26 protein-coding genes are annotated in these 20,430 nt (G+C 70.5%); 6 read left to right on the forward strand and 20 right to left on the reverse strand.

Annotation, left to right across the window (positions count from 1 at the left end; all coding sequences use genetic code 11):
• The first annotated feature begins 12 nt into the window (after nt 1-12).
• Both ACZZ0J_RS12255 and ACZZ0J_RS12260 read left to right on the forward strand, forming a co-directional pair.
• Entirely contained in the window at nt 13-522 is a 510-nt protein-coding gene (locus ACZZ0J_RS12255) for a carboxymuconolactone decarboxylase family protein (protein WP_463437156.1), read from the forward strand.
• Nucleotides 435-710: a carboxymuconolactone decarboxylase family protein gene (locus tag ACZZ0J_RS12260; protein WP_463437157.1), complete on the forward strand. Its 276-nt coding sequence runs from the start codon at nt 435-437 to the stop codon at nt 708-710. Before ACZZ0J_RS12255 ends, ACZZ0J_RS12260 begins: the two co-directional genes overlap by 88 nt.
• A 16-nt stretch (nt 711-726) precedes the next feature.
• On the opposite strand, the gene ACZZ0J_RS12265 is transcribed toward ACZZ0J_RS12260, so the two are convergent.
• Nucleotides 727-1,698 carry an NAD-dependent epimerase/dehydratase family protein gene (locus ACZZ0J_RS12265; protein ID WP_463437158.1) on the reverse strand — a complete coding sequence of 324 codons (972 nt, stop codon included), beginning with the start codon at nt 1,696-1,698 and terminating at the stop codon, nt 727-729.
• A gap of 235 nt (nt 1,699-1,933) precedes the next feature.
• Nucleotides 1,934-2,185: a hypothetical protein gene (locus tag ACZZ0J_RS12270; protein WP_205463434.1), complete on the reverse strand. Its 252-nt coding sequence runs from the start codon at nt 2,183-2,185 to the stop codon at nt 1,934-1,936.
• 107 nt (nt 2,186-2,292) lie between these two features.
• Between ACZZ0J_RS12270 and ACZZ0J_RS12275 the strand changes: the two genes are divergently transcribed.
• Nucleotides 2,293-2,961 (forward strand): SDR family oxidoreductase, encoded by a 669-nt coding sequence (locus ACZZ0J_RS12275; protein ID WP_463437159.1) that lies wholly within the window; start codon nt 2,293-2,295, stop codon nt 2,959-2,961.
• A 27-nt stretch (nt 2,962-2,988) separates the two neighbouring features.
• Here the strand turns inward: ACZZ0J_RS12275 and ACZZ0J_RS12280 are convergent, their stop codons facing one another.
• From ACZZ0J_RS12280 to ACZZ0J_RS12310, 7 genes are all read right to left on the reverse strand, one after another.
• A complete protein-coding gene (locus ACZZ0J_RS12280) occupies nt 2,989-3,258 on the reverse strand; it encodes a matrixin family metalloprotease (RefSeq protein WP_463437160.1) in 270 nt (89 codons plus the stop codon).
• Nucleotides 3,255-3,989, reverse strand: a complete 735-nt coding sequence (locus ACZZ0J_RS12285; RefSeq protein WP_463437161.1) for a hypothetical protein — start codon at nt 3,987-3,989, stop codon at nt 3,255-3,257. Before ACZZ0J_RS12285 ends, ACZZ0J_RS12280 begins: the two co-directional genes overlap by 4 nt.
• A 125-nt stretch (nt 3,990-4,114) precedes the next feature.
• Nucleotides 4,115-5,206, reverse strand: a complete 1,092-nt coding sequence (locus ACZZ0J_RS12290) for a fatty acid desaturase family protein (RefSeq protein WP_123339544.1) — start codon at nt 5,204-5,206, stop codon at nt 4,115-4,117.
• 96 nt (nt 5,207-5,302) lie between these two features.
• Nucleotides 5,303-6,019, reverse strand: a complete 717-nt coding sequence (locus ACZZ0J_RS12295) for a GAF and ANTAR domain-containing protein (protein WP_123339354.1) — start codon at nt 6,017-6,019, stop codon at nt 5,303-5,305.
• A gap of 12 nt (nt 6,020-6,031) precedes the next feature.
• Entirely contained in the window at nt 6,032-6,730 is a 699-nt protein-coding gene (locus tag ACZZ0J_RS12300) for a GAF and ANTAR domain-containing protein (protein ID WP_463437162.1), read from the reverse strand.
• 118 nt (nt 6,731-6,848) lie between these two features.
• A complete protein-coding gene (locus ACZZ0J_RS12305) occupies nt 6,849-7,307 on the reverse strand; it encodes a hypothetical protein (protein WP_463437163.1) in 459 nt (152 codons plus the stop codon).
• A 150-nt stretch (nt 7,308-7,457) separates the two neighbouring features.
• The gene (locus ACZZ0J_RS12310) at nt 7,458-8,159 is read right to left on the reverse strand and encodes an SDR family oxidoreductase (RefSeq protein WP_205463438.1); all 702 of its coding nucleotides are present in this window, start codon (nt 8,157-8,159) and stop codon (nt 7,458-7,460) included.
• A gap of 96 nt (nt 8,160-8,255) precedes the next feature.
• Between ACZZ0J_RS12310 and ACZZ0J_RS12315 the strand changes: the two genes are divergently transcribed.
• Nucleotides 8,256-8,651: a MerR family transcriptional regulator gene (locus ACZZ0J_RS12315; protein ID WP_463437164.1), complete on the forward strand. Its 396-nt coding sequence runs from the start codon at nt 8,256-8,258 to the stop codon at nt 8,649-8,651.
• 93 nt (nt 8,652-8,744) lie between these two features.
• Here ACZZ0J_RS12315 and ACZZ0J_RS12320 read toward each other — a convergent pair whose 3' ends face one another.
• From ACZZ0J_RS12320 to ACZZ0J_RS12355, 8 genes are all read right to left on the reverse strand, one after another.
• Nucleotides 8,745-10,427, reverse strand: coding sequence for a CBM35 domain-containing protein (locus ACZZ0J_RS12320; RefSeq protein WP_463437165.1), 1,683 nt, complete (start codon nt 10,425-10,427; stop codon nt 8,745-8,747).
• Nucleotides 10,428-10,511: 84 nt separating this feature from the next.
• On the reverse strand, nt 10,512-11,546 hold the full coding sequence (locus ACZZ0J_RS12325; protein ID WP_463437166.1) for a family 1 glycosylhydrolase: 1,035 nt from the start codon (nt 11,544-11,546) through the stop codon (nt 10,512-10,514).
• Nucleotides 11,530-11,787, reverse strand: coding sequence for a hypothetical protein (locus tag ACZZ0J_RS12330; RefSeq protein WP_463437167.1), 258 nt, complete (start codon nt 11,785-11,787; stop codon nt 11,530-11,532). Before ACZZ0J_RS12330 ends, ACZZ0J_RS12325 begins: the two co-directional genes overlap by 17 nt.
• 52 nt (nt 11,788-11,839) lie before the next feature.
• Nucleotides 11,840-12,667 carry a carbohydrate ABC transporter permease gene (locus tag ACZZ0J_RS12335; protein ID WP_463437168.1) on the reverse strand — a complete coding sequence of 276 codons (828 nt, stop codon included), beginning with the start codon at nt 12,665-12,667 and terminating at the stop codon, nt 11,840-11,842.
• Between the two features lie 40 nt (nt 12,668-12,707).
• On the reverse strand, nt 12,708-13,661 hold the full coding sequence (locus ACZZ0J_RS12340; protein ID WP_111083634.1) for a carbohydrate ABC transporter permease: 954 nt from the start codon (nt 13,659-13,661) through the stop codon (nt 12,708-12,710).
• A 9-nt stretch (nt 13,662-13,670) separates the two neighbouring features.
• Nucleotides 13,671-14,933, reverse strand: a complete 1,263-nt coding sequence (locus ACZZ0J_RS12345) for an ABC transporter substrate-binding protein (protein WP_123937085.1) — start codon at nt 14,931-14,933, stop codon at nt 13,671-13,673.
• Nucleotides 14,934-15,043: 110 nt separating this feature from the next.
• Nucleotides 15,044-16,063, reverse strand: coding sequence for a LacI family DNA-binding transcriptional regulator (locus tag ACZZ0J_RS12350; protein WP_463437169.1), 1,020 nt, complete (start codon nt 16,061-16,063; stop codon nt 15,044-15,046).
• Between the two features lie 109 nt (nt 16,064-16,172).
• The gene (locus ACZZ0J_RS12355; RefSeq protein ID WP_463437170.1) at nt 16,173-16,673 is read right to left on the reverse strand and encodes a MarR family winged helix-turn-helix transcriptional regulator; all 501 of its coding nucleotides are present in this window, start codon (nt 16,671-16,673) and stop codon (nt 16,173-16,175) included.
• A gap of 106 nt (nt 16,674-16,779) precedes the next feature.
• Here ACZZ0J_RS12355 and ACZZ0J_RS12360 point away from each other — a divergent pair, with 106 nt between their 5' ends.
• Complete coding sequence (locus tag ACZZ0J_RS12360; RefSeq protein ID WP_463437171.1) at nt 16,780-17,571, forward strand: SDR family NAD(P)-dependent oxidoreductase; 792 nt, start codon at nt 16,780-16,782, stop codon at nt 17,569-17,571.
• Between the two features lie 8 nt (nt 17,572-17,579).
• On the opposite strand, the gene ACZZ0J_RS12365 is transcribed toward ACZZ0J_RS12360, so the two are convergent.
• Nucleotides 17,580-18,629: an FAD-dependent monooxygenase gene (locus tag ACZZ0J_RS12365; RefSeq protein ID WP_463437172.1), complete on the reverse strand. Its 1,050-nt coding sequence runs from the start codon at nt 18,627-18,629 to the stop codon at nt 17,580-17,582.
• 235 nt (nt 18,630-18,864) lie between these two features.
• On the opposite strand from ACZZ0J_RS12365, the gene ACZZ0J_RS12370 reads away from it, so the two are divergent.
• The gene (locus ACZZ0J_RS12370; protein ID WP_463437173.1) at nt 18,865-19,386 is read left to right on the forward strand and encodes a MarR family winged helix-turn-helix transcriptional regulator; all 522 of its coding nucleotides are present in this window, start codon (nt 18,865-18,867) and stop codon (nt 19,384-19,386) included.
• On the opposite strand, the gene ACZZ0J_RS12375 is transcribed toward ACZZ0J_RS12370, so the two are convergent.
• Both ACZZ0J_RS12375 and ACZZ0J_RS12380 read right to left on the reverse strand, forming a co-directional pair.
• On the reverse strand, nt 19,387-19,644 hold the full coding sequence (locus ACZZ0J_RS12375; RefSeq protein WP_463437174.1) for a hypothetical protein: 258 nt from the start codon (nt 19,642-19,644) through the stop codon (nt 19,387-19,389).
• Nucleotides 19,645-19,765: 121 nt separating this feature from the next.
• Nucleotides 19,766-20,416: a dihydrofolate reductase family protein gene (locus ACZZ0J_RS12380; protein ID WP_463437175.1), complete on the reverse strand. Its 651-nt coding sequence runs from the start codon at nt 20,414-20,416 to the stop codon at nt 19,766-19,768.
• Between the last annotated feature and the right edge of the window lie 14 nt (nt 20,417-20,430).

A 20,430-nucleotide genomic window follows, 5' to 3' on the forward strand; every position in this document is an offset into this window, starting at 1 on the left:
AGCGTCGGGGGCATGACGTTCGCCGACACCGACCCCGAGTTCGCCCAGTACCACGCCGACTTCGTGGACGAGACGCTGCAGCACGCGTCGCTCAACAGCCACGACCGCGCGGTCGTGCAGCTCGGCGCGATGATCGCCGCCGGCGCGCAGACCGCCTTCCGACAGCTGCTCGGCACCGCGCTCGACGAGTCACTGACCCCGGTCGAGGCGAAGGAGATCGGCTACCAGGCCGTCGCCTACGTCGGGTCCGCGCGCGCCTCGGACTTCCTCACGATCACCAACGACGTGTTGATCGCGCGCGGTGTCGAGCTGCCGCTCCCGGGTCGGTCGACGACCACCCCGGCGACCGACTCGAACGGGGCCGTGCGGTCCAGAGCGCCGTCGTCGGCGCCGGACGTGTCGACGCGATGTACGAGAACGCCGCCGACGACACCGTGCACTTCCAGCGGTTCCTGTCCGGCAACTGCTTCGGCGACACCGTCGGACGGGACGGGCTCGACCTGCCGACGCGTGAGCTGCTGACGTTCGCGGTCCTCGTCGCACTCGGCGGTGCGGACGCGCAGGTCACGGGACACGTCGCGGGCAACCTGCACGTCGGGAACACCCGGCAGCAGCTGCTCGACGTGCTCACCGTCCTGGTGCCCGTGATCGGCTACCCGCGGACGCTCAACGGGCTCGCCGCCGTGAACGAGGGCGCGCCTGCCGACTGAGGTCGCGGCCGGTCTGTCAGACGACGAGGGGGCCGGCGACCTCGAGCTGGTCGTGGTCGACCTGCCAGCGGACGGCGTCGAGCACCGTCTGTTCGGCGGTGAAACCGGGCGCGTAGCCGAGCAGACGGCGGGCCTTCTCGACGCTGAACACCTGGCTGCGTGACAGGTGCTCCCAGCTCGCGCCAGCGTGCTCTGGAGCCGTGGTCTCGCGGAACCGGTCCCAGCTGACGGACTCGAGCCGGGCCTCCTGGCCGAACCACGACGCTGCCAGGTGGGCGTACCCACGCGCGGTGAGCGCCGTCGGGGCCGTGATGAAGAAGTCCTCGCCGACCGCCGCCTCGCGGTGTTCGACGGCGAGCTGGAAGGCCTGCGCGACGTCGTCCGCGTGCACGTGGGCCATGGTCTCGGCACCGATGCCGGGGACCTCGATCGCGTCGCCGGCGGACAGCCTCGTCAGCACCGACGGGTCGAGGTTGCCGAGCGGACCGATCGGCATCCAGCCCGGACCGCTGATGTGACCCGGGTGCAGCGTCGTCGTCGCCAAACCCCCTGACGCGGTTTCTTTCTTGAGCATCCGGGCGATCGCGTCCTTCTGCACGCCGTAGTCGCCGAAGGGCGGCGTGAAGTCGTCCTCGGTGATCGGCAGCACACGGGATGCACCCGCGCGCCAGATCGATCCGCAGTGCACGAGGTGCGTTCCCGTGTCGCGGAGCGCTTCGACGAGAGCGGCGGCGGACGACTCGGTGAAGCAGACGAGGTCGACGACGGCGGCGGCGCCGAGCGCGGCGATCCGCGCTCCGAACGTGCCGTCGCGGTCCTCCTGCTCGCGGTCCGCGGTGACGCGTTCGACCTGCTGCCACTCGGGGGAGTCGGCGTAGGGGGTGCTGGTGCCGCGACTGATGGCGATGACCTCGTGACCGGCGCGGACGAGGCGGGGGACGAGGAACGTGCCGATGTGACCGGTGGCTCCGATGACGACGATGCGCATCAGTCGGCGGTGATGACCTTCACGGAGCCGGCGATGGTCGCGGCGTCCTCGGCGAGCGCCACGACCGGGTCGGGCAGGCGGGTGGTGGCACCGACGAGCTTGCGGGCACCCCACCCGACGAACGACCCGACGATCGCACCGACGCCGCCGAGGATCGCGCCCTCGATGCGCAGGTCGCGCTTGCCGGTCGTGCCGAGTGCTGCGCCGACGAGCGCACCGGACCCGATGCGGCCGATCAGGCCGGCGGGGAGATGCGGTTCGGGGTCATCGGCAGCTTGTCGCCGATGAGTTCACCGACGGCCGAGGCGACGAGGAGTCCGCGGCCGAGCGGGGTGCTGAAGACCTTCCAGTCCTGCCACGACCCCTTCAACGAGGACCGGTCGTGGTTCAGCGCCAGCACCGCGAGTGGGGTGGCACTGCGGCCGCCGCTCAGGATGCCGAGCACCAGGGTGCGGACCAGGGTGTGCTGCTCGTGCTGCGTGCTCATCGTGTCTCCAGACGTGGTCAGGTCCGACCGTACGCACGCAGGCCGCGAGCGCTCCGAGGGTCCTCACGGACTGCGGGTACTGAGCTGGCCCGAGTAGCGTCCGCCGCATGAGCAACGTCATCGTCTTCGGCGGCCACGGCAAGGTCGCACTCCTCACCACCCGCATCCTCAGCGACCGCGGCCACACCGTCACCTCGGTCATCCGCGACGCGGACCAGTCCGACGAGATCCGTGCCCACGGCGGCGAACCCCGGGTCGCGGACATCCAGCAGCAGTCCCTGACCGACTTCGCGGAGCTCGTCCACGGGCACGACGTCGTCGTGTGGTCCGCCGGTGCCGGCGGCGGGTCCGCCGACCGCACGTGGGCGATCGACCGCGACGCCGCGATCCTGTCGGTGCAGGGCGCGAAGCAGGCCGGCGTCGACCGCTACGTCATGGTGTCGTGGTCCGGGTCGCAGCTCGACCACGGGGTACCGCAGGACAACGACTTCTTCGCCTACGCGCAGTCGAAGGCGGTCGCCGACGCCGTGGTGCGCGACTCCGGTCTGCAGTGGACCATCGTGGCGCCGAGCACCCTGACGGACGACGAGGCCACCGGCTCGGTCGACTGGGCTGGCTCGTCGAGCGACGTGCCGCGCGGCGACGTCGCACACGTGATCGCCGACGTGCTCGAGACCCCCGGCACGGCGGGCAACACCATCCGGTTCAACTCGGGATCGACCCCGATCGCGGACTTCCTGCGGGCCGACGCCGTCCGACGACGGGGCGCGGTCTGACGACGGGGCGCGGCCCGCAGCCGCGCCTCAGTAGATCGCCGCGATGCCGGTCATGTCGCCGAACCCGAGCGTGCGTGAGCCGGTGTCGCAGTAGCCGCCGGACGGCTCCATGACCTGATCGGTGCCGGTCTGCACGTGGCCGAGTCCGTACAGGTGTCCCCACTCGTGGGTGGCGACCGCCTGGGTGTCGAACCGTGCGCCCGAGCAGGTGGCCGTCGAGCTCCAGTTGTAGCTCGTGGCGTACCGCTGGTCCGACTCCTTCGCGATGCCGTTGCCGTCGTACCAGACGCACGTCACCCCGAGGGTACCGGAGGGCAGCTTTCCCAGCCGAGCACGCTGTAGCCGTTGCTCGCCGTGCACCCGCCCTTGTCGGTCAGCCCGGGGGCCTGGGTCGCCAGGCGGACGTAGGAGTTGCGCGCCGACGAGGTCACCGAGCGGCCGCACGACGCGATCGTGCCGGTCCAGGCGTTCGCCGCCTTGCGCAGGGCGTCCTTGGCGTACGTCGACCGCTGGCCGGACTCGTTGTAGTACCACTTCACGGTGCTCGACCAGCGGTACCCGTTCCGTGCGTTGGCCGTGCTGGTGCACTTGGTGGTGGCCGCGGTCGTGGCGGCCGGCGCTGCGGGTGCGGTGGCTGCCGCGCTCCTCGCTTGCTCGCGGCGCACGGCGGGCGCCGAACCGCTCCACGCCTCGTCGATGCGGACCGCGACACCGCCGGAGCCGGTGTTCGCGATGACGACCTCCGCCAGCTCCGGAGCACCCGGCGCCGACGAGCTGCTGGCCATGACGCTCTCACCGGGCGCCGGCACGGAGAACGTGCGTCCGTCCGGCAGCGCGACCGTGCCCGACGAGACCGTGCACCCCGACCGGAGCGTCTGCACCGAGAGCGTCCCCGCTGCGCACCGGGTACCGTCCGTCGGCGCCGATGTCCCCGGCGTCGTCGCCTGCGCGGGTGCCGCCGTCGCGGTGAGGCCGACGACGAGTGCGATGACCGCCCCGGTGGTGAGCGTGTTCCTGACAGGACGCATGGTTGCCCTTCCCGCGGTGGGCCCCTGTGCCCGCCGTCCCTGATCGGGTCCATGCTCGCCGATGAGCCCCCGTCAGGTCCAGGGCTGCGCCAACAGGACAGGAAGCGCCCAGCCGTCGCGGTCGGTCAGCGCAGCCGCTCCACCATCGGACACGCGAACGGGTCGCGAGCCGCCAGACCGACCTCGTTGAGGTACCGGACCACGATGACGTAGGAGTGCACCAGCGTCGTCTCGGTGTACGGCACACCCTGGTCGGCGCAGTACTTCCGGACCATGTCCCGGGCGGCCCGCAGGTTCGGTCGGGCCATGCTCGGGAACAGGTGGTGCTCGACCTGGTGGTTCAGACCGCCCATGAAGTACTCGACCCAGGCGCCGCCACCGATGTCGCGCGAGGTCAGGACCTGGCGCGAGAAGAAGTCCACGCGGCGGCCGGGTTCGATGACGGGCATGCCCTTGTGGTTCGGCGCGAACGCGATCCCCATGAGGAACCCGAACACGGCGAGCTGCACACCGAGGAACGCGAAGGCGATGCCGACCGGCAGGAACCAGAACACGACCCCCAGGTAGAGCACGAACCGGCCGACGAAGACGGACCCCTCGGCCCACCGCCGCTTCACCGGGCCACGGCTCGTGTACGTGCGGATCGACTGCCAGTGCAGGTTCACGCCCTCGACCAGGAGCATCGGGAAGAACGCGTACCCCTGCACGCGGACGAGCACGCGCAGGAACCCGGTCCGGCTGGCAGCGTCTTCGGGCCGGAACGAGATCGCGTCGAACGAGATGTCGGGGTCCTTGCCGACGGTGTTCGGGTTGGCGTGGTGCCGGGTGTGCTTGTTCATCCACCACGCGTAGCTGATGCCCGTCAGGAACGTGCCGGCGTACCGGGCCGCCCGGTCGTTCCAGTGGTGCGACGCGAACACCTGTCGGTGGGCGGCCTCGTGCGACAGGAACGCGAACTGCGTGAACAGGGCGCCCAGCACCCCGGCCACGATCAACTGGTACCAGGAGCCGCCGAGCACGGCGAACGCCCCGCCGGTGACGCCGAGCAGCGCGGCGAGCACTGCGATGAGGCCCCAGTACCAGCCCGTGCGGCGACCGAGCAGCCCAGCGGTGCGGACCTGCGCGAGCAGCGCGGTGTAGGTCGAGGTGGTGTCGGTACGAGCCGACCGTCGTTCGGTCTTCCGGTAGCCCGTCGGTACGACCAGTTCGTCGCCCATGGTTTCCTCCTGGATCCAGTGCTGCGCCTGCAACCGGGGTCCGGGGCTACGACTTGCTCGTGATCGTACGCCAGCCCGGACCGGGGACACACGGGATCAGGCGGGCAGGACCAGGCGGCGTTCGACGATGGCTCGGGCGACGTCGGCGAGGCGCTCCTGGTTCGACCGCGCGTACTGCCGCAGCAGTTCGAACGCCGCCTCGGTGTCGACCGAGTGCGTGTACGCCACGAAGCCCTTGGCCTGCTCGATCACGACCCGGCTGTCGAGGGCTCGCTGCAACTGCGCCTGCGTCAGCGCCGCGTGTTGCAGGGTCCGCTGCTGCAGGATGCTGATGGTCGCGACGTCGGTCAGGGCCTGAGCAGCCAAGGCATCGTCGCGGTTCAGCGCACCCTCGGTCTCGCGGAACAGGTTGAGCGACCCGAGCGTGGTGTCCCGCAACCGCATCGGGATCGCGTGCACCGACGCGTACCCCGACTCGGCGGACGCGGCGGCGAAGGTCGGCCACCGGCGTTGCATCTCCGCCTGGTCGCTGACGGACACCGGACGCCCGGTCGCGAAGCACTCCACGCACGGCCCTTCGCCGGCGTCGAGCTGCAGGAGTCCGACGAAGCTGGACCGCTCACTGGTCGACGCCACGACCTCGAGTTCCTGGTGCTGGTTGGCCAGCAGGATGCCGGCCGCCGAGGCGTCGAAGATGTCGACGACGCTGTCGACCAGGTTCTGCAGGAGGTCGACGACGTCGTACTCGTCGACGAGGGTGTCGGTCAGCGTGACGAAGGTGTCGATGAGCCGGCGCTCGCGGGTCGGTGCCATGGTGCGTGCTCCTCAGTTCTCGGAACCGTACGGCCGGGCGAGGTCGATGCGGCGAGCGATGACGTCGTTCGAGACGTCGCGGACGGTGCGTTCGGTGGCGAAGGCGTGCGCCTGCAACACGAGGAGGGCGTCGGTGACGTCCACCCCGAGCTGTGCTGCGACCATGCCGGTCGCCTGGTGCACCTCTCGTCGGGAGTAGCGGCTGGTGCCCATGTCGGCACGGCCGTCGGCGGCTGCGGTGAGCAAGGCACCACGGAGCACCCGACGGGCTGCGACCTCGGTGAGCTCCACGGCGCCGCGGATCTGCCCCACGGTCAGGGTGCGCTCGCTGTCCACGGACAGGTCGACGGCGCCGACCGGGATCGTCCCGATGCGCATCGGGAACGAGAACACCGCCCCGACCCCGGCGCGGAGGAGTTCCTCGAGCGCGAGCGGCCAGTCGGTGTTCGTCGTGCCGGACAGGTCGGACTCCAGGACCGGGCGGCGGGTCGTCAGCGCCTGCCAGCACGGGCCCTCGCCGAGGTCGAACTGGATCTCGTCGATCCGCGCGGCGCGCGCGTCGCTCGCGCACACCGTCGCCGACCCGAGTGGGTTGCCGAGGGTGGAGATGCCGACCCCGGTCACGGGCAGCGTCGTCAGGAACGGCGGGCACATGTCGGTGCCGTCGGGTGCGGCCTGCAGTGCGGAGACTGCCGTCGTGAAGTCGTTCATCGCGAGGAAACCGTCCGGGTCCGTGAACGCGGGGCTGATCCGGTCCCCGCGTTGTGCAACGCTAGCGCAGTGCCCCGCTGGCGTCGCCCGTCGGGCACGTCGACCCGCGCGGACACGGTCAGCCCGCGCTGACGCGCGTCGGCTCCGGCACGAAGTGGATCCGCTCCGCCGCCCGCGTGACCTCGCGGGCCCGGGCCGTGCGGTCGTCGAACTCGATGCGCGCTGCGTCACGGACCTGCTCCTTGTCGAACAGCGACGCCCGGCTCACGACGTCGACGATCGTCGCGACCACCGTGGCGAGACCGCGTTCGAGCTGTCCGAGGTTCGTGTTGCCGATGACGAGACGACGGTCCTGCACGTCGAGCGTGACGTCGGGGTAGCCGGCCGTCACGAGCTGCGCGTGTCCGTCGGCACCGCGCAGGCCGGCCATCTCGGCAGCGTCGGGTCGGCGGTTGAACACCGCCGGGACGTCGTAGTACTTCGCCGCCGTGGGCTTGCCGAGCTCGGTGGGCAGGCCGGAGGCCACCACACTCGTGAGCGCGAGCGGCGTCGAGGCCGCCTCGGACTGGTCCGTCATGATGACTCCCTTGGCGGCTCCCCGCGGGAGCTCGAGAGGATCTCGGACTCGGTACGGCGACACCGTGGCGTCAGTGTGGGACCCGCGGATGTGAGCACTCCCAGCCGCGGCCCGACGCCGGGGCTCCACCACGCCCCGGCGTCACCCCGCTCAGGCGAACTGCGCGTAGAACGCCGACGGGTCCTGCGACAGCGACGCCTTCACCGCGCTGCTCCACTCGTCGACGACGACCTCGGCCGCACCCCGCTCGACGCCGTCCAGCGCGGCCCGCGCCACGTCGGCCGGGTCGACCTTCGGCCCCTCGTAGCCGTCCATCATGTCCGTGTCCGCCGCCCCGAGGTGCAGCCCCTGCACGCTGATCCCCTTGCCGGCGAGCTCCAACCGGACGGCGTTCGTCAGGTTCCACTCGGCGGCCTTCGCTGCCGCGTACGCGCCGGATCCCGGGTAGACGAACCAGGACAGTGCGGACAGGACGTTCACGATGCCGCCGCCGCCGTTCCGCTCGATCACCGGTGCGAACGCCCGGATCATCGCGAGGTTCCCCCAGTAGTGCGTGTCCATCTCGCGGCGTGCGTCCGTCAGGTCGTCGGTGAGCAGCGAGCCCGTCGTCGAGATGCCCGCGTTGTTCACGAGCAGGGTGACGTCGCCGGCGGCTGCGGCCGCCGCCTCGACCGACGCCTGGTCGGTGATGTCGAGCGGCAGCGCCACGACGCCCTCGATGTCCACGAGCTCGGGTCGGCGTGCGGTCGCGTAGACCTTGGTGGCGCCGCGCTCCAGCAACTGCAGGGCGAAGCGGCGTCCGATGCCCCGGTTCGAGCCGGTGACGAGTGCGACCGATCCAGCGATGTCCATGGTGTCTCCTCCTGCCGCGCGGGTGTCTCCCGCAGCGGCTCGGTTACGCTAAGACCTCACATCCATGTCAGGGGCAAGCCCAGGATCGGAGACGACGTGCGGATCGGCGACCTCGCCGCGGAGACGGGCGCCAGCGTGCGCTCGCTGCGGTACTACGAAGAGCAGGGACTGCCCACCGCGTCGCGGACCAGCAGCGGGCAGCGCGTCTACGACGCCCCGGCGGTCGAACGCGTCCAGCTCGTGCAGCAGCTGTTCGCCGCCGGTCTGCCGAGCCGCACCATCGTGCAGCTGTTGCCGTGCGTGGACAGCGGGCACGCGACGCCGGAGTCGTTCGCGCTGCTCGTCGCCGAGCGCGACCGGATCACGGCGCAGATGGCGGAACTCGAGGCGGCGCGTGGCCGGCTCGACGAGGTCATCGCCATCAGCGAGCACCCGACTGCCGAGCACTGCCCGGCGCTGCGCGAGCCGGCAGACGGAGCGGTCGCGGCCTGAGACGGAACGCCAGAACGGACGGGAGGCACGGTGCGCGCCCGCACCGTGCCTCCCGTCCGCCACCTGGTCACGACCAGGGCAGCAGGTGCGGCGTCAGGGCTGGAACACCTGGATCTGGTCCAGTTCCGCGAACCCCGTGCCCTTCGTGAAGGTCAGCGTGTTCGCACCGGCCTTCAGGGTGACGGTCTTCTGCGCCCACCCGAAGCGCCCCCAGTTGACGGTCGGCGCGTAGCTGACCGTCCCGGCCGACGTTCCGTTGACGGCGAGCGCGTGCGTGCTCGTCGCCCCGGTCCCGTTGTCGTACCGCACGTTGACGGTGTAGGTCCCCGCGGTCGCCGCCTGCACCGTGAACTGCACGGAGCTGGTCGCGTTGTTGATGTTCCCGACCTTCGCGCCGCCGACGGCGTCGGCCTGGGTGACCGTGCTCGTGTCGCTCCGCACCGCCGACTCGGCCTCGTACCGCAGCGCGTTGATCGGGATCGACCCGACCCGCACGTCGTTGTAGGTCGTCGTCGGGTTCTCGACGTTCGTCGCCTGGTAGAGCGTCTTGCCGTCCGCGCTCGAGTCGAAGCCCTGGGCGAAGCCGCTGAACGTGCCACCTTCGGCGTCGCGGGCGTCGTACGTGACCGCGTAGGGCAGCTGCTCCCACGAGCCGGAGCCCTGGTTGCGGTTGACGACGAAGTTCTGCCCGCCGTCGATGTTGCCGGCGCTGTCGAGCGACCACTTCGACGACACCACGATCATGCCGTTCGCGTTGCCCGTCGTCGGGACCCAGCGGACTTCGGGCGAGGAACCGACCCCGCGGCCGTCGGGCAGTGCGATCTTCGTGCCGATGCTCGTCTCCGGGCTCCAGGTGAGTCCGTCGGGCGAGGTCTTGAAGTACACCGGCGCCGTGTTGTTCGTCTGGCTCGGTCGGTTGACGACCTCGAACGTCGCCACGTAGTTGCCGTTCGGGATCCGGGTGACCGTGATCATGCCGGGCCGGTCACTCTTGTTCGTCGGCGCCGAGACGTTCACCAGGCCACCCCAGGTGAGACCGCCGTCCGTCGACCGTCGGTAACTGACGGCCTGCAGGACGTTGTTCGCCTTCTGCCGCTCGTCGGAGAAGTACGTCACGAGGCCGCCGTTGGCGTCGACCGCGACGGACGGCTCCCAGACCGTCGAGGTGGTGGACGTCGGACTCGGGTCGTAGGTGGCGGGACCGCCGGTGTCGACGGTGCTCACGAACGACCAGGTGAGACCGTGGTCGAGGCTCTTGTACATGACCAGCCGGCTGCTCGCCCGGTCGGTCGGCATGATCATGCCGCTCAGCAGCAGGGTGCCGGCGGGCATGGTGCCGAGCTGGATCGGGGTCTCGTACAGCGAGGGCTGGGCGGTGCGGGTGAGCGTCGGGAACTGCGTGCTCGGCTTCACGGTGGCGACGCGGCTCCACGAGGTGCCGTTGTCGGTGCTGCGGTAGATCGGGTAGACCTGCACGCCGTTCTCGAGCACGAGCTGGTCGAAGGTGACGAACTGCTGGCCGTTCGCCGATCCGCTGTTCTTCAGGACGATGTTCTTGGCGTAGGTCGTGCCGGCAGCACGTCCGCCCTCGGGGTTGAAGGCGGTGCCCGCTGCCGGCGAGTACACGAGGGCTCCGTTGCCGGTCGTGACCGCCTGGGCGGGAGCTGGGCCGGTGACACCGGCGACGAGGGCCGCCGCAGCAGCGGCAGCGGTGACGACGAGCGCGAGCGTTCGGCGTCGACGAGGCGCCGGAGCGGCGCCGAGGCGGAGGGACATGGTGCTCCGTTCAGTTGGTGGTGCAGTGGTGGTGCGCGGAGACGGACTGGAGGCACGGCCCGACCCGACCCGACCTCCTGTCCCTCAGGTGGTCGCCGACAGGGCCGCTGCCACGGCTCGTTCCTGCCGCGCATGCGCGGCGAAGGCGTCGGCGACCGGGTTGCGACGGCGGTCGAGCCCGCCGTCGCCGTCTTCGACGAGGTCGAAGAGGCCCATCGTGAGCAGGTGCTCCTGGCGGGGTGCGTCCGTGTGCCGCCAGGTCCACTCGTACATGTCGAACAGCGGCCACCAGGTGTACCCGACCACCGGGACGCCCTCGGCGCGGAGCTCGTGCACGGCGGCCACGGAGTCGTCGAGCCAGCCGATGCGTTCGTCGACGGACCCGGTGACGCACGTCTCGGTCAGCATGACCGGGGCGCCGTACCGCTCGGCGTACGTCGTCAGCACGTCGCGGAGCCCCTCGGCCCCCGTGTCGCGGTACGGACGCGGGTCGGCGAAGCCGCCGCCGTGGTGGACGCCGGCCTCGAAGACCTCGGTGGAGTGCAGCGGGTAGTAGTTGACGCCCATCACGTCCGGCCGGACCGCGTGCTGGCGGAACCAGTCGAGGTCCGCGTCGGTGACCCCGCCGGAGCGCAGCCGCCCGACGAGCGGATGGTGGTCGTCGACGCCGCCGGTCACGAGGTCCTCGACCAGGAACGTCTGGGCGCGGAGCCGCGCCACGGTGTCACGGTGCTCGGGGGCGTCGACGTCGCCGACGTACCGGATGCCGGCGTCGACGTGCACGAAGGTGGCGGCGTCACCGAGTTCACGAGCGATCGCGTGCTGGGTGGAGACGAACCCCTTCGCCAGGGCCGAGGCGATGCGGGCAGAACCCTCGGCACCGGTCAGGTACGGGGGCCAGTACCCGTACTCGCCGGAGAACAGGGCGTGGATCACGGGCTCGTTGACGGGCGTGTAGTCGGTCGCGACGTCGCCGTACCGGGCGGCGAACCGGGCGGCGTACTCCGTGACGTGCGCCGGGTAGTCGGGGTTCGCGAACTGGCCGTCGAGCCAGAGCGGTGTGCCGTAGTGCAGCAGGTCGATGACGGGCCGCAGGCCGGTCTCACGGAAGCGCTGCACGACACCGTCGACCCACGACCAGTCCCACACCGGGCTCCGGGGCGACCCGGTACCAGGGCACGCCCCAGCGGAGCATCTCGGCGCCGACGTCGACCGCCAGGCCGAGATCGGCGGCGTACTGCCGGTAGTGGTCGGTGAGTTCGTACTCGTCGATGGGGCGCTCACCCGGCCGGGCCTGCGGGACGAAGGTGTCCTCGATGCCCAGGGCGAAGTGCAGCCGTCCGTCGTCGGACCAGTGCATGGTGTCTCGATTCGTGGTGGGCGCTCCCCGAGGGGACCGCGCGGTGTCGTCGTCACTTGAGCCCGGTGCTGGCGACGCTCTCGATGAAGCGGCGTTGCACGAGCAGGAACATGACGGCGAGGGGCAGCACGGCGATCAGGGCGCCGGCCATCATCACGCCCTGCGGGATGATGCCGCCGGGTCCGGTCAGCAGGGTCAGCCCCGAGGTGATGGTCCCCATGTCCTGGTCGGTGGTGAACACCAGCGGCCAGAGCAGGTCGTTCCAGTTGTTGACGAAGGTGAAGATGCCGAGGGTGAGCAGTGCCGGCACGGCGTTCGGCAGGATGATGCTCCGGAAGATCCGCCACTCGGACGCACCGTCGATGCGCGCCGCGTTGTCGAGGTCGCGGGGGAGCGACACGAAGAACTGCCGGAGGAAGAAGATCCCGAACGCGTCCGCCGCCCGCGGTGCGATGAGCCCAGCGAAGGTGTTCACCCACCCGAGGTCGGACACGAGCTGGTAGATCGGGATCAGGGTGGCCTGGAACGGGATCATCAGGCTGGCGATGATCACGATGAGCAGGACCTTGCTGCCCCGGAAGTCGAGCCGGGCCAGCGCGTAGGCGGCGAGCGCGTCGAACGCCAGCGCGAAGACGGTCACCCCGCCGGCGAAGGCGAAGCTGTTCAGGATGAGCCGGCCGAACGGCAGCTGCGTGAAGATCGCCCGGAAGTTGTCGAGCGTCCACGTGTGCGGGAACAGCGTCGGCGGGTAGGCGTTCACCTCGCTCGCCGGCTTGAACGCCGTGAACACGATGACGAGCACGGGGAGCAGCACCGCGAGGGTGACGATGAGCACCGCGGCGAAGCCGAGCCAGCGCATCGACGGTGGGCGCCGGGCCACGGTCCTGCGCCGGACCACCGTGGCCGGACGGGGAGTGCGGTCATGATGCGGTGTCCTCTCCGCGCTTGCCGAAGAACAGGAACTGCACGAGGCTCAGCAGCAGGGTCGCGATGAGCAGCACGTACGCCAGCGCGGACGCGAAGCCGAGGTCGAGGTCCTTGAACCCGGACTGGTAGATCTGCATGACGATCGTCTCGGTGGACCGGTACGGCCCGCCGCCGGTCAGGACGTAGATCTGGTCGAACGCCTGCAGTGCGGCGATGAGCGCGACGATGACGACGAACGCCATGGTGTTGCTGAGCATCGGGAACGTCACGTTCGCGAACCGCTGGCGGCCGTTCGCGCCGTCCAGCTGCGCCGCCTCGTACAGGCTGGTCGGGATCTCCTGCAGCCCCGCCAGGAAGATGACCATGTAGAAGCCGAAGTTCTTCCAGACCGCGACGAGCACCACGGTCGGCATGGCGAGCGTCGGGTCCTGCAGGACGTTGCCGAGCCGGATGCCGCCCACCTGGAGCCAGTGGTTCAGCAGGCCGATCTGCGGGTCGAGCAGGTACGACCACGCGAACGCGGCGACCGCCAGGGACACGATGAACGGCAGGAACAGCGCCGAGCGGAAGAACCCGCGGAACGGCAGTGCCGGGTGGTTGAGCGCCAACGCCAGCACCAGCGCCACGGCGATCGCGACCGGGGTGAACAGCACCGAGTACAGCGCCGTGTTGCCGATCGAGCGGACCACGTCCGGGTCGGTGAAGACCCGGACGTAGTTCGCGAAGCCGACCCAGCTCGGGTCGCCGAAGCCGCTGGCGTCCGTGAAGGACAGCCGCAGTGCCGAGAGCATCGGCCAGAGGACGAACGCCCCGAGGATGACGATCGCGGGTGCGAGGAAGCCGACGACGGTCGCACGGCGGCGGAAGGTCCCGTTCAGGGGCGTCCGGCCGCCGAGTTGCCCCGGGGGACGGTACCGACGGCGTCGGCCGAGTTGCTGCGTGGTCATCGTGGTCCTCTACTTCAGGGCGGACTGCACGTCGGTGTCGGCGGTGCCGAGGAGCGACTCCGGGTCGCCGCCCGCGATCGACTTCTGCGTCGCGGTGTCGAGGGCGGTGAGCACGTCACCGCTGTTCACGACGCCCGGGAGGAGCGGGATCGTCGTGCCGGGCAGACCGGTCAGCGCCGCGACGGTGGGGTTCGCGTCGACGTCGGCGGCGGTCACGTCGGTGCGCAGGGACGGCCAACCCGACCCGAGCGCCCACTTGGTCGCGACGTTCTTCTCGTTGAAGTACCGCAGGAAGTCCTCGGCAGCGGCCTGCTTCGGGTCGTCGGTCTGTGCGGTCACGCCGAGCGAGATGCCGATGGCGGAGGCCACCTGCGCCTTCGGCCCGGCCGGGATCGCGGCGATCCCGTAGTCGATGTCGGACGCCTTCGCGACGCCGGCCATCCACGGGCCGCCGATCTCCATGGCGGTCTTGCCGGCGGTGAAGAGCTTGTCGGCCGCGATGCCGTCGACCCCGGTCGGCGAGATCTTGTCCTGCCGGATCGCCTTCGCCCAGTACTCGAGCGTCTCGACGTTCGCAGCGGAGTCGATGGTCGACTTGGTCCCGGCGTCGTTCGTGATCGAGCCGCCGTTGCCGGCGAACAGGCTCGGCCAGATGCCGTTGCCGACCGTCTGGTGGTCCGGCAGCACGAGCCCGTACTGCTCCGGGGTGCCGTCGCCGTTCTCGTCCTTCGTCAGCTTCTTCGCGTCGGCGACCCACTCGTCCCACGTCGTCGGGAACGCGTCGATGCCGGCCTCGGCGAAGAGTTTCTTGTTGTAGATCACGGACAGGGGCACGAAGCCACTCGGGACGCCGTACTCCTTGCCGTCGACCTGCTCCATCGCGACGGCCTGCTCCTTGAGCTCGCCGGTGTTGCTGGTGTCGTCGTCGTAGAAGTCGCTCAGGTCGACGAGGGCCTTCTTCTCGGCGTAGACGGGCAGTCGGTCCGAGGTCATCGCGACGATGTCCGGGCCCTTCTTCGCCGTCAGCGCGGGGAGCATCGTGTCGTCGATGACCGCCCACGTCTTCGTCTGGGTCGTGATCGTGACCTTGTCCTGCGACTCGTTGAAGTCCTTGACGATGCCGTCCAGGACCTTGCCGTCGGCCTCGGTGTACCCGTGCCAGAACGTCAGGTCGACGTGGGCGTTCGCGGACGATCCGGGGGAGCCGGCGCACCCGGCCAGGGAGATCGCCGCCGCTGTTGCGAGCGCGACGACCGCGATGTGCTTCTTCATCGAAAACCTGCCATCCGTCCCGCACTTCGGTGTGCGGGACCTCGTCCATGCCGGATTTACACCGGTGTAAATCTGGACAGTAGTCCGTGCTCGACGGGCAGGTCAAGACCTCAGGCGGAGACCGTGCGTTCCACGGCGACGGGCGCCGACGACGCCCGCACGACCAGGGCATGCGGCGAGCGCAGCACGCCCGGACCGACGGCCGCGTCCTCCTCGAGCTGCTCGACGAGGACCCCGACCGCCGTCGCCGCGACCCGGTCCAGGTCGGCCGACACCGTGGTCAGCGCGGGCGTCGCGTACGCCGACTCCTCGATGTCGTCGAAGCCGACGACCGCGACGTCGTCCGGCACGGTCCGACCAGCGAGCTGCAACGCGCTCATCGCCCCGAGCGCCAGGGCGTCGTTGCAGCAGACGATCCCGTCGACCTCGACGCCGGACTCGAGCAGTGCCCGCGCCGCCGCTGCCCCCTCGGCCCGGTGCCAGAGCGCCGTCGGCACGACCCGCTCCTGCCGGAACGCGACGCCGTGTTCGGCGAGCGCCTCGCGGTACCCGCGCAGGCGTTCCTGCGCCGTCCGTACCGGCCCCGACGGTTCGGAACCGATGAACGCGATCGATCGACGGCCCGCGTCGAGCAGGTGCGCCGTCGCGTCGTGCAGGGCGTCCGCGTTGGACATCGTGATGAACGTGACCGGGCTGTCCGGGATCGGCTCGCCGAGCACCACGAGGGGGAACTTCACCTCGAGCGCGGGAGCATCGCTCGACCGCACCGTCAGCGGGCTGTAGATGATGCCGTCGATCGAGTGTTCGCGCATCCGGGTGATCGCGTCCGCCTCGCGCACGCCGCTCGCGGTCTGCTCGATGAGCACCGTGTACCCGACGGCACCGGCGGCGCGGATCACGGCGTCGGCGAGCTCGGCGAAGTACGCCTGCCGCAGCTCCGGCACCGCCAGGCCGATGACCTTCGACCGGCCGGCGCGGAAGTTCCGGGCCGAGACGTTGAGCTCGTAGCCGAGTTCGTCCACCGCAGCCATCACCCGGTCGTGGGTGCGGGCGGAGACGTGCTCGTAGCCCGACAGGACGTTCGAGACGGTCTTCTTCGAGACGCCGGCGACGGCTGCGACGTCGCTCATCGTGGGGAGAGCGGTGTCCCTGCGCCATCCGCGCCCTCTCTCGCGTCCGGAATGCGTTGGGCAGGAACCTACCGCACCAGCGTGGTGCAGCCCGGACGTGTCAGTCCGGTCACGGCTGGCGGGCCCCGGGCGGCGTCCACGCCGGAGCTGCGTCCACTGCGTCGCCGATGCTCCGCGCGATGACCCCGAGCTGCCGCGTCTGGGTCTCGGTGAGCGTGTCGAAGACCAGGCGCTCGATCAGGGCATGGTGCGCGGGCGTCGACTCGAGGACCTTGCCGTGCCCGTCATCCGTCAAGACCGCGAGGGTGAAGCGGCCGTCCGTCGGGTCGACCACACGGCGCGCCCACCCCTTCGCCTCGAGCCGCGTCACCGCGCGGGACAGCCGCGAGAGCGTCGAGCTCGCGTACCCGGCGAGCGTGCTCATCCGCAGGGTCCTGTCCGGCGCGGCGTCGAGGGCGGTGAGGACCCCGAGTTCGAAGTGCGTGAGGCCACTGTCTCGTTGGAGTTGGGCGTCCAGGGCGACCGGGAACCGTTCGAGCATCGTCGCCACGGCTGCCCAGATCTCGAGTCGTTCGCCGCGCAGGCCGTGTGGTTCGTCGGGCGGGGTCATCTCGGCATCGTACGACCGGTGACTTGCCTGAGCAAGTGAACGGTCGTACGCTGACTTGCTCAGGCAAGTCACGGGTCGAGCGACGCGGGACGACGAAGGAGGATCCATGGACCTGCAGCTCCGAGGCAGAACGGCGTTCATCAGCGGATCGACGCAGGGCATCGGGTACGCGATCGCCTCCGCACTCGCGGCCGAGGGCATGCGCGTGATCGTCAACGGCCGAGAGGACGCCCGGGTTGAAGCCGCCGTCGATCGCCTGCGGCGTGACCAGCCGGGAGCCACGGTGTCCGGGATCGCGGCCGACTTCGGAGACCCGGGCGACGTCACCCGACTGCTCGGGTCCCTCGACGACGCCGACGTCCTCGTCAACAACGTCGGACTCTTCGGCCTGGCCGCCTTCGAGTCGATCGCCGACGAGGACTGGTCCCGGTACTTCGAGGTCAACGTGATGAGCGGAGTCCGCCTGTCGCGGCACCTGCTCGGCGGGATGCTCGAACGCGGGTGGGGTCGCATCGTGTTCATCGGCAGCGAGTCCGGCGTGAACGTCCCCGCGGACATGGTGCACTACGGCGTGACCAAGGCCGCGGTGATCGCGCTCGCGAACGGACTCGCGAAGCAGACACGTGGGACCTCGGTCACGATCAACACCGTCCTCGGCGGTCCCACGTACTCCGACGGTGTCGCGACGACGGTCGAGGCGATCGCCGAGGCGCAGGCTCTTCCGGTCGAGGCGATGCAGGCCGCGATCATCGGTCAGAACCGGACAAGCCTGCTCGAGCGCTTCATCGACCCGGCCGAGATCGCGGCGCTCGTCACCTACCTCGCGAGCCCGCTGTCCGCCGCGACGAACGGCGCCGCGATCCGGGCTGACGGCGGCGTCCTGACCGGGCTCCTGTAGGTGGCACGTCAGCCCAGGTGCGCGTAGTCCGGCAGGTCGATCGCGTCCGCCGGCGGCGTGAAGAACCGGTCCCCGAGCCGACCGATGAACGGGGTGGAGGCGACCCGGACCGCAGCACCGAACGCAGCGATCCCGAGTCGGCTCTTCGGGTTCGCGACCCGCGGCACCCCCGGCGGCAGCTGCTGCGCCTGGTCGACGTACGGCCGCATGATGCGCTCGTAGCCACGGAAGGCGTCGCGGTGGTCGACGTGGGCCGCGAGCTCGCCGGCCAACACGTACGCCCCGGTGAGCGACAGGCTCGTGCCCATGCCACTGACCGGTGAGGCGCAGTAGGCGGCGTCGCCCACGAGCGCGACCCGACCCTCGGACCACCGCGGCGCGCGGACCTGCCCGATCGACTCGGAGTACAGGTCGTCGGCAGCGTCGATGCCCGCGAGCACACGACGTGCTTCCCAGCCGGCGCCCGCGAACACCTCGTGCAGTCGTCGGCGCTGCTCCTCGATCGATCGTCGCTCGGATCCGGCGCGCTCCCGTGTCCGGTCGGTCACGAACGACAGTGTCGCCCGGATCGTGCCGTGCGGGTCCGGGCGCAGCGTGACCGATCGGCCACCCGGTGCGTTGTACCAGCGCCACCAGTCGTCGTCGGCGTCGGTGCGGGGGATCGTCGCGTAGGACGTCTCGAGGCCGAGGGACCGGATCTCGGGCTCGTCGCCGAAGACCAGTCGCCGGGTGCTCGACCCGATGCCGTCCGCCGCCACCACCAGGTCGAACCGCTCGTCGGCGGCGTGCTCGAACTGCACGGTCACGCCGTCGTCGGCGCCGCCGTCGTTGTCCGCGATGCCGGTGATGCGGTCGCCGAACCGGTACTCGGTGGTGTCGGTGGTCCGGCTGACGAGCAGCTGCGCGAGGTCACCGCGCAGGATCTCGAGCTCCGCCGTGGCGCCGCCCGAGTCCGTGGTCCCGGCCGGGAACTCCGCGATGACCGAACCGGAGCGGCCGATGAACCGCGTGCCGATCTCACCGGTCGTGGCGGCACGGAGGTCGTCTTCGATCCCCATCCGCCGCGAGACCTCGCGCCCGGCGCCCGCACGTCGACGTTCTGGCCGCCGGTCCGGAGTTCCGGCGCGCGCTCGACGATCGTCGTGTCGTACCCGTACCGGTGCAACCAGTAGGCCAGGGCGGGCCCGGCGATGCTCGCACCGGAGATGAGGACGCGCTTGCGGTCGGTCGACATGTTGCCTCGAATCTTGATTACCAATGAGATTGGCAATCTACACGACTACCATCGACCTCGTGCCGCACGACGAACCGACAGCGCCCACCGACGGACGACGAGACCGCGACGACCGACGCGACCGCGAAGCCGCCCGTCGGGACGGACGACCGCTGCCCGACGACGACATCCGCGCTCGGGTCCAACAGGTCGGGGTCCGCCAGCAGCGGTTCGAGCGACACCTCGCCCGGGCGCTCGACGTCGACGCGGCCGGGCTCGAGGCGATGGACCACCTCATCAGCCAGGGCCAGTCCACTCCGACCGAGCTCGCGCGACGGTTGGAGATCTCCACCGCTGCCATGACCCTCGTGCTCAACCGACTCGAGTCCGCCGGCCACGTCACGCGGGAGCGGCACCCCAGCGACGGCCGCAAGCTCGTCGTCACCGCGGCCGAGCGGTCCTCCGACCGTGCGTACGACCTGGTGCTGCCACTGATCGAGGGGATCGAGGACGTCGTCGCCGACATGGACGACATTGAACGCGCCACGGTGCAGGCGTTCCTGGACCGCCTGATCGGGATCTACGACGACGCGATGGACTGATCAGTCGACTCCGTCGGGTGACCACGGTCGCTCACCGAGGCTCCACCGCGCCGTCGCCTCGACCTGTGCCTTCGCACTCTCCAGGCTCGTGTGGTCGCCGAAGACCTCGCCGGACCACCCACGGACCTCGTACCGGTTCGTGTACACGACGGTCCCGATGTGGGACCGGCCGGAGCGGGCTTCCCACCGGCCGACTTCGAGCGCGGTCCAGCTCGTCGGGTCGTGCTGGTGTGGGAGATCGGTCTGCGAGGAGGACATGGCGTTCCCGGTCGGCATCGGACGAAGAGATCGTGCCGGCAGCCGGGGGCCTGGGTCACCTGCGGTCGACGGTAGTCCCCGGCCGACACGACGGCTCAGGTTCGTCCGCCGGCCCGTGCGATCAGTGCGCCACCCGCGTGAACGTGCGGTGCACGACGCCCGACGGCGACGCGACCGTCTCGACGGCGAAGCGCTCCTCGATCCCCTCGAGTCCGTCCCAGAGCCGCTCGCCCCGGCCGAGCACGATCGGCACCTCGACCAGGTGCAGGTGATCGACGAGGTCGGCCTGCAGGAACTCGCGGACGGTCTCGACCCCGCCGCCGATCCGGACGTCGCGGCCCGGTGCGGCCTGGCGGGCGAGCTCGAGCGCTTCCGCCGGGGTCGCGTCGACGAAGTGGAAGGTCGTCCCGCCCGCCATCTCGAGGGGCTCGCGCGGGTGGTGCGTGAGCACGAACACGGGCGTGTGGAACGGTGGTTCGTCGCCCCACCACCCGGTCCAGCCGTCGTCGGGCCACGGTCCGCGCTGGGGTCCGAACTTGTTCCGCCCCATGATCTCGACACCGATCTCCGGCCCCCAGGCGCGGGCGAACTCGTCGTCGACATCGGTGGTCCCGCCGGACGCGCCCTGCATCGCACGGAAGGTGGCGGTGGCGGCGAACCACCCCATGAGTCGACCGTCGGCGTGCCCGAACGGCCGGTCGACCGACTGGTCGGCTCCGGCGCCGTACCCGTCGAGCGAGATCGCGAAGTTGTGGACCCTGACCGTCGACATGGTGCTCCTGTCCT

This window comes from Curtobacterium sp. AC272 (assembly GCF_979258155.1).

Bases quoted from the DNA above. Each gene is read 5' to 3' on its own strand.
- ACZZ0J_RS12350 (WP_463437169.1), bottom strand. From the start codon at position 16,063: ATGAGCGACGTCGCAGCCGTCGCCGGCGTCTCGAAGAAGACCGTCTCG.
- ACZZ0J_RS12320 (WP_463437165.1), bottom strand. From the start codon at position 10,427: ATGTCCCTCCGCCTCGGCGCCGCTCCGGCGCCTCGTCGACGCCGAACG.
- ACZZ0J_RS12330 (WP_463437167.1), bottom strand. From the start codon at position 11,787: ATGCACTGGTCCGACGACGGACGGCTGCACTTCGCCCTGGGCATCGAG.
- ACZZ0J_RS12265 (WP_463437158.1), bottom strand. From the start codon at position 1,698: ATGCGCATCGTCGTCATCGGAGCCACCGGTCACATCGGCACGTTCCTC.
- ACZZ0J_RS12355 (WP_463437170.1), bottom strand. From the start codon at position 16,673: ATGACCCCGCCCGACGAACCACACGGCCTGCGCGGCGAACGACTCGAG.
- ACZZ0J_RS12300 (WP_463437162.1), bottom strand. From the start codon at position 6,730: ATGAACGACTTCACGACGGCAGTCTCCGCACTGCAGGCCGCACCCGAC.
- ACZZ0J_RS12255 (WP_463437156.1), top strand. From the start codon at position 13: ATGACGTTCGCCGACACCGACCCCGAGTTCGCCCAGTACCACGCCGAC.
- ACZZ0J_RS12375 (WP_463437174.1), bottom strand. From the start codon at position 19,644: ATGTCCTCCTCGCAGACCGATCTCCCACACCAGCACGACCCGACGAGC.
- ACZZ0J_RS12290 (WP_123339544.1), bottom strand. From the start codon at position 5,206: ATGGGCGACGAACTGGTCGTACCGACGGGCTACCGGAAGACCGAACGA.
- ACZZ0J_RS12285 (WP_463437161.1), bottom strand. From the start codon at position 3,989: ATGCGTCCTGTCAGGAACACGCTCACCACCGGGGCGGTCATCGCACTC.
- ACZZ0J_RS12295 (WP_123339354.1), bottom strand. From the start codon at position 6,019: ATGGCACCGACCCGCGAGCGCCGGCTCATCGACACCTTCGTCACGCTG.
- ACZZ0J_RS12380 (WP_463437175.1), bottom strand. From the start codon at position 20,416: ATGTCGACGGTCAGGGTCCACAACTTCGCGATCTCGCTCGACGGGTAC.
- ACZZ0J_RS12275 (WP_463437159.1), top strand. From the start codon at position 2,293: ATGAGCAACGTCATCGTCTTCGGCGGCCACGGCAAGGTCGCACTCCTC.
- ACZZ0J_RS12360 (WP_463437171.1), top strand. From the start codon at position 16,780: ATGGACCTGCAGCTCCGAGGCAGAACGGCGTTCATCAGCGGATCGACG.
- ACZZ0J_RS12365 (WP_463437172.1), bottom strand. From the start codon at position 18,629: ATGGGGATCGAAGACGACCTCCGTGCCGCCACGACCGGTGAGATCGGC.
- ACZZ0J_RS12270 (WP_205463434.1), bottom strand. From the start codon at position 2,185: ATGAGCACGCAGCACGAGCAGCACACCCTGGTCCGCACCCTGGTGCTC.
- ACZZ0J_RS12345 (WP_123937085.1), bottom strand. From the start codon at position 14,933: ATGAAGAAGCACATCGCGGTCGTCGCGCTCGCAACAGCGGCGGCGATC.
- ACZZ0J_RS12310 (WP_205463438.1), bottom strand. From the start codon at position 8,159: ATGGACATCGCTGGATCGGTCGCACTCGTCACCGGCTCGAACCGGGGC.
- ACZZ0J_RS12340 (WP_111083634.1), bottom strand. From the start codon at position 13,661: ATGACCACGCAGCAACTCGGCCGACGCCGTCGGTACCGTCCCCCGGGG.
- ACZZ0J_RS12305 (WP_463437163.1), bottom strand. From the start codon at position 7,307: ATGACGGACCAGTCCGAGGCGGCCTCGACGCCGCTCGCGCTCACGAGT.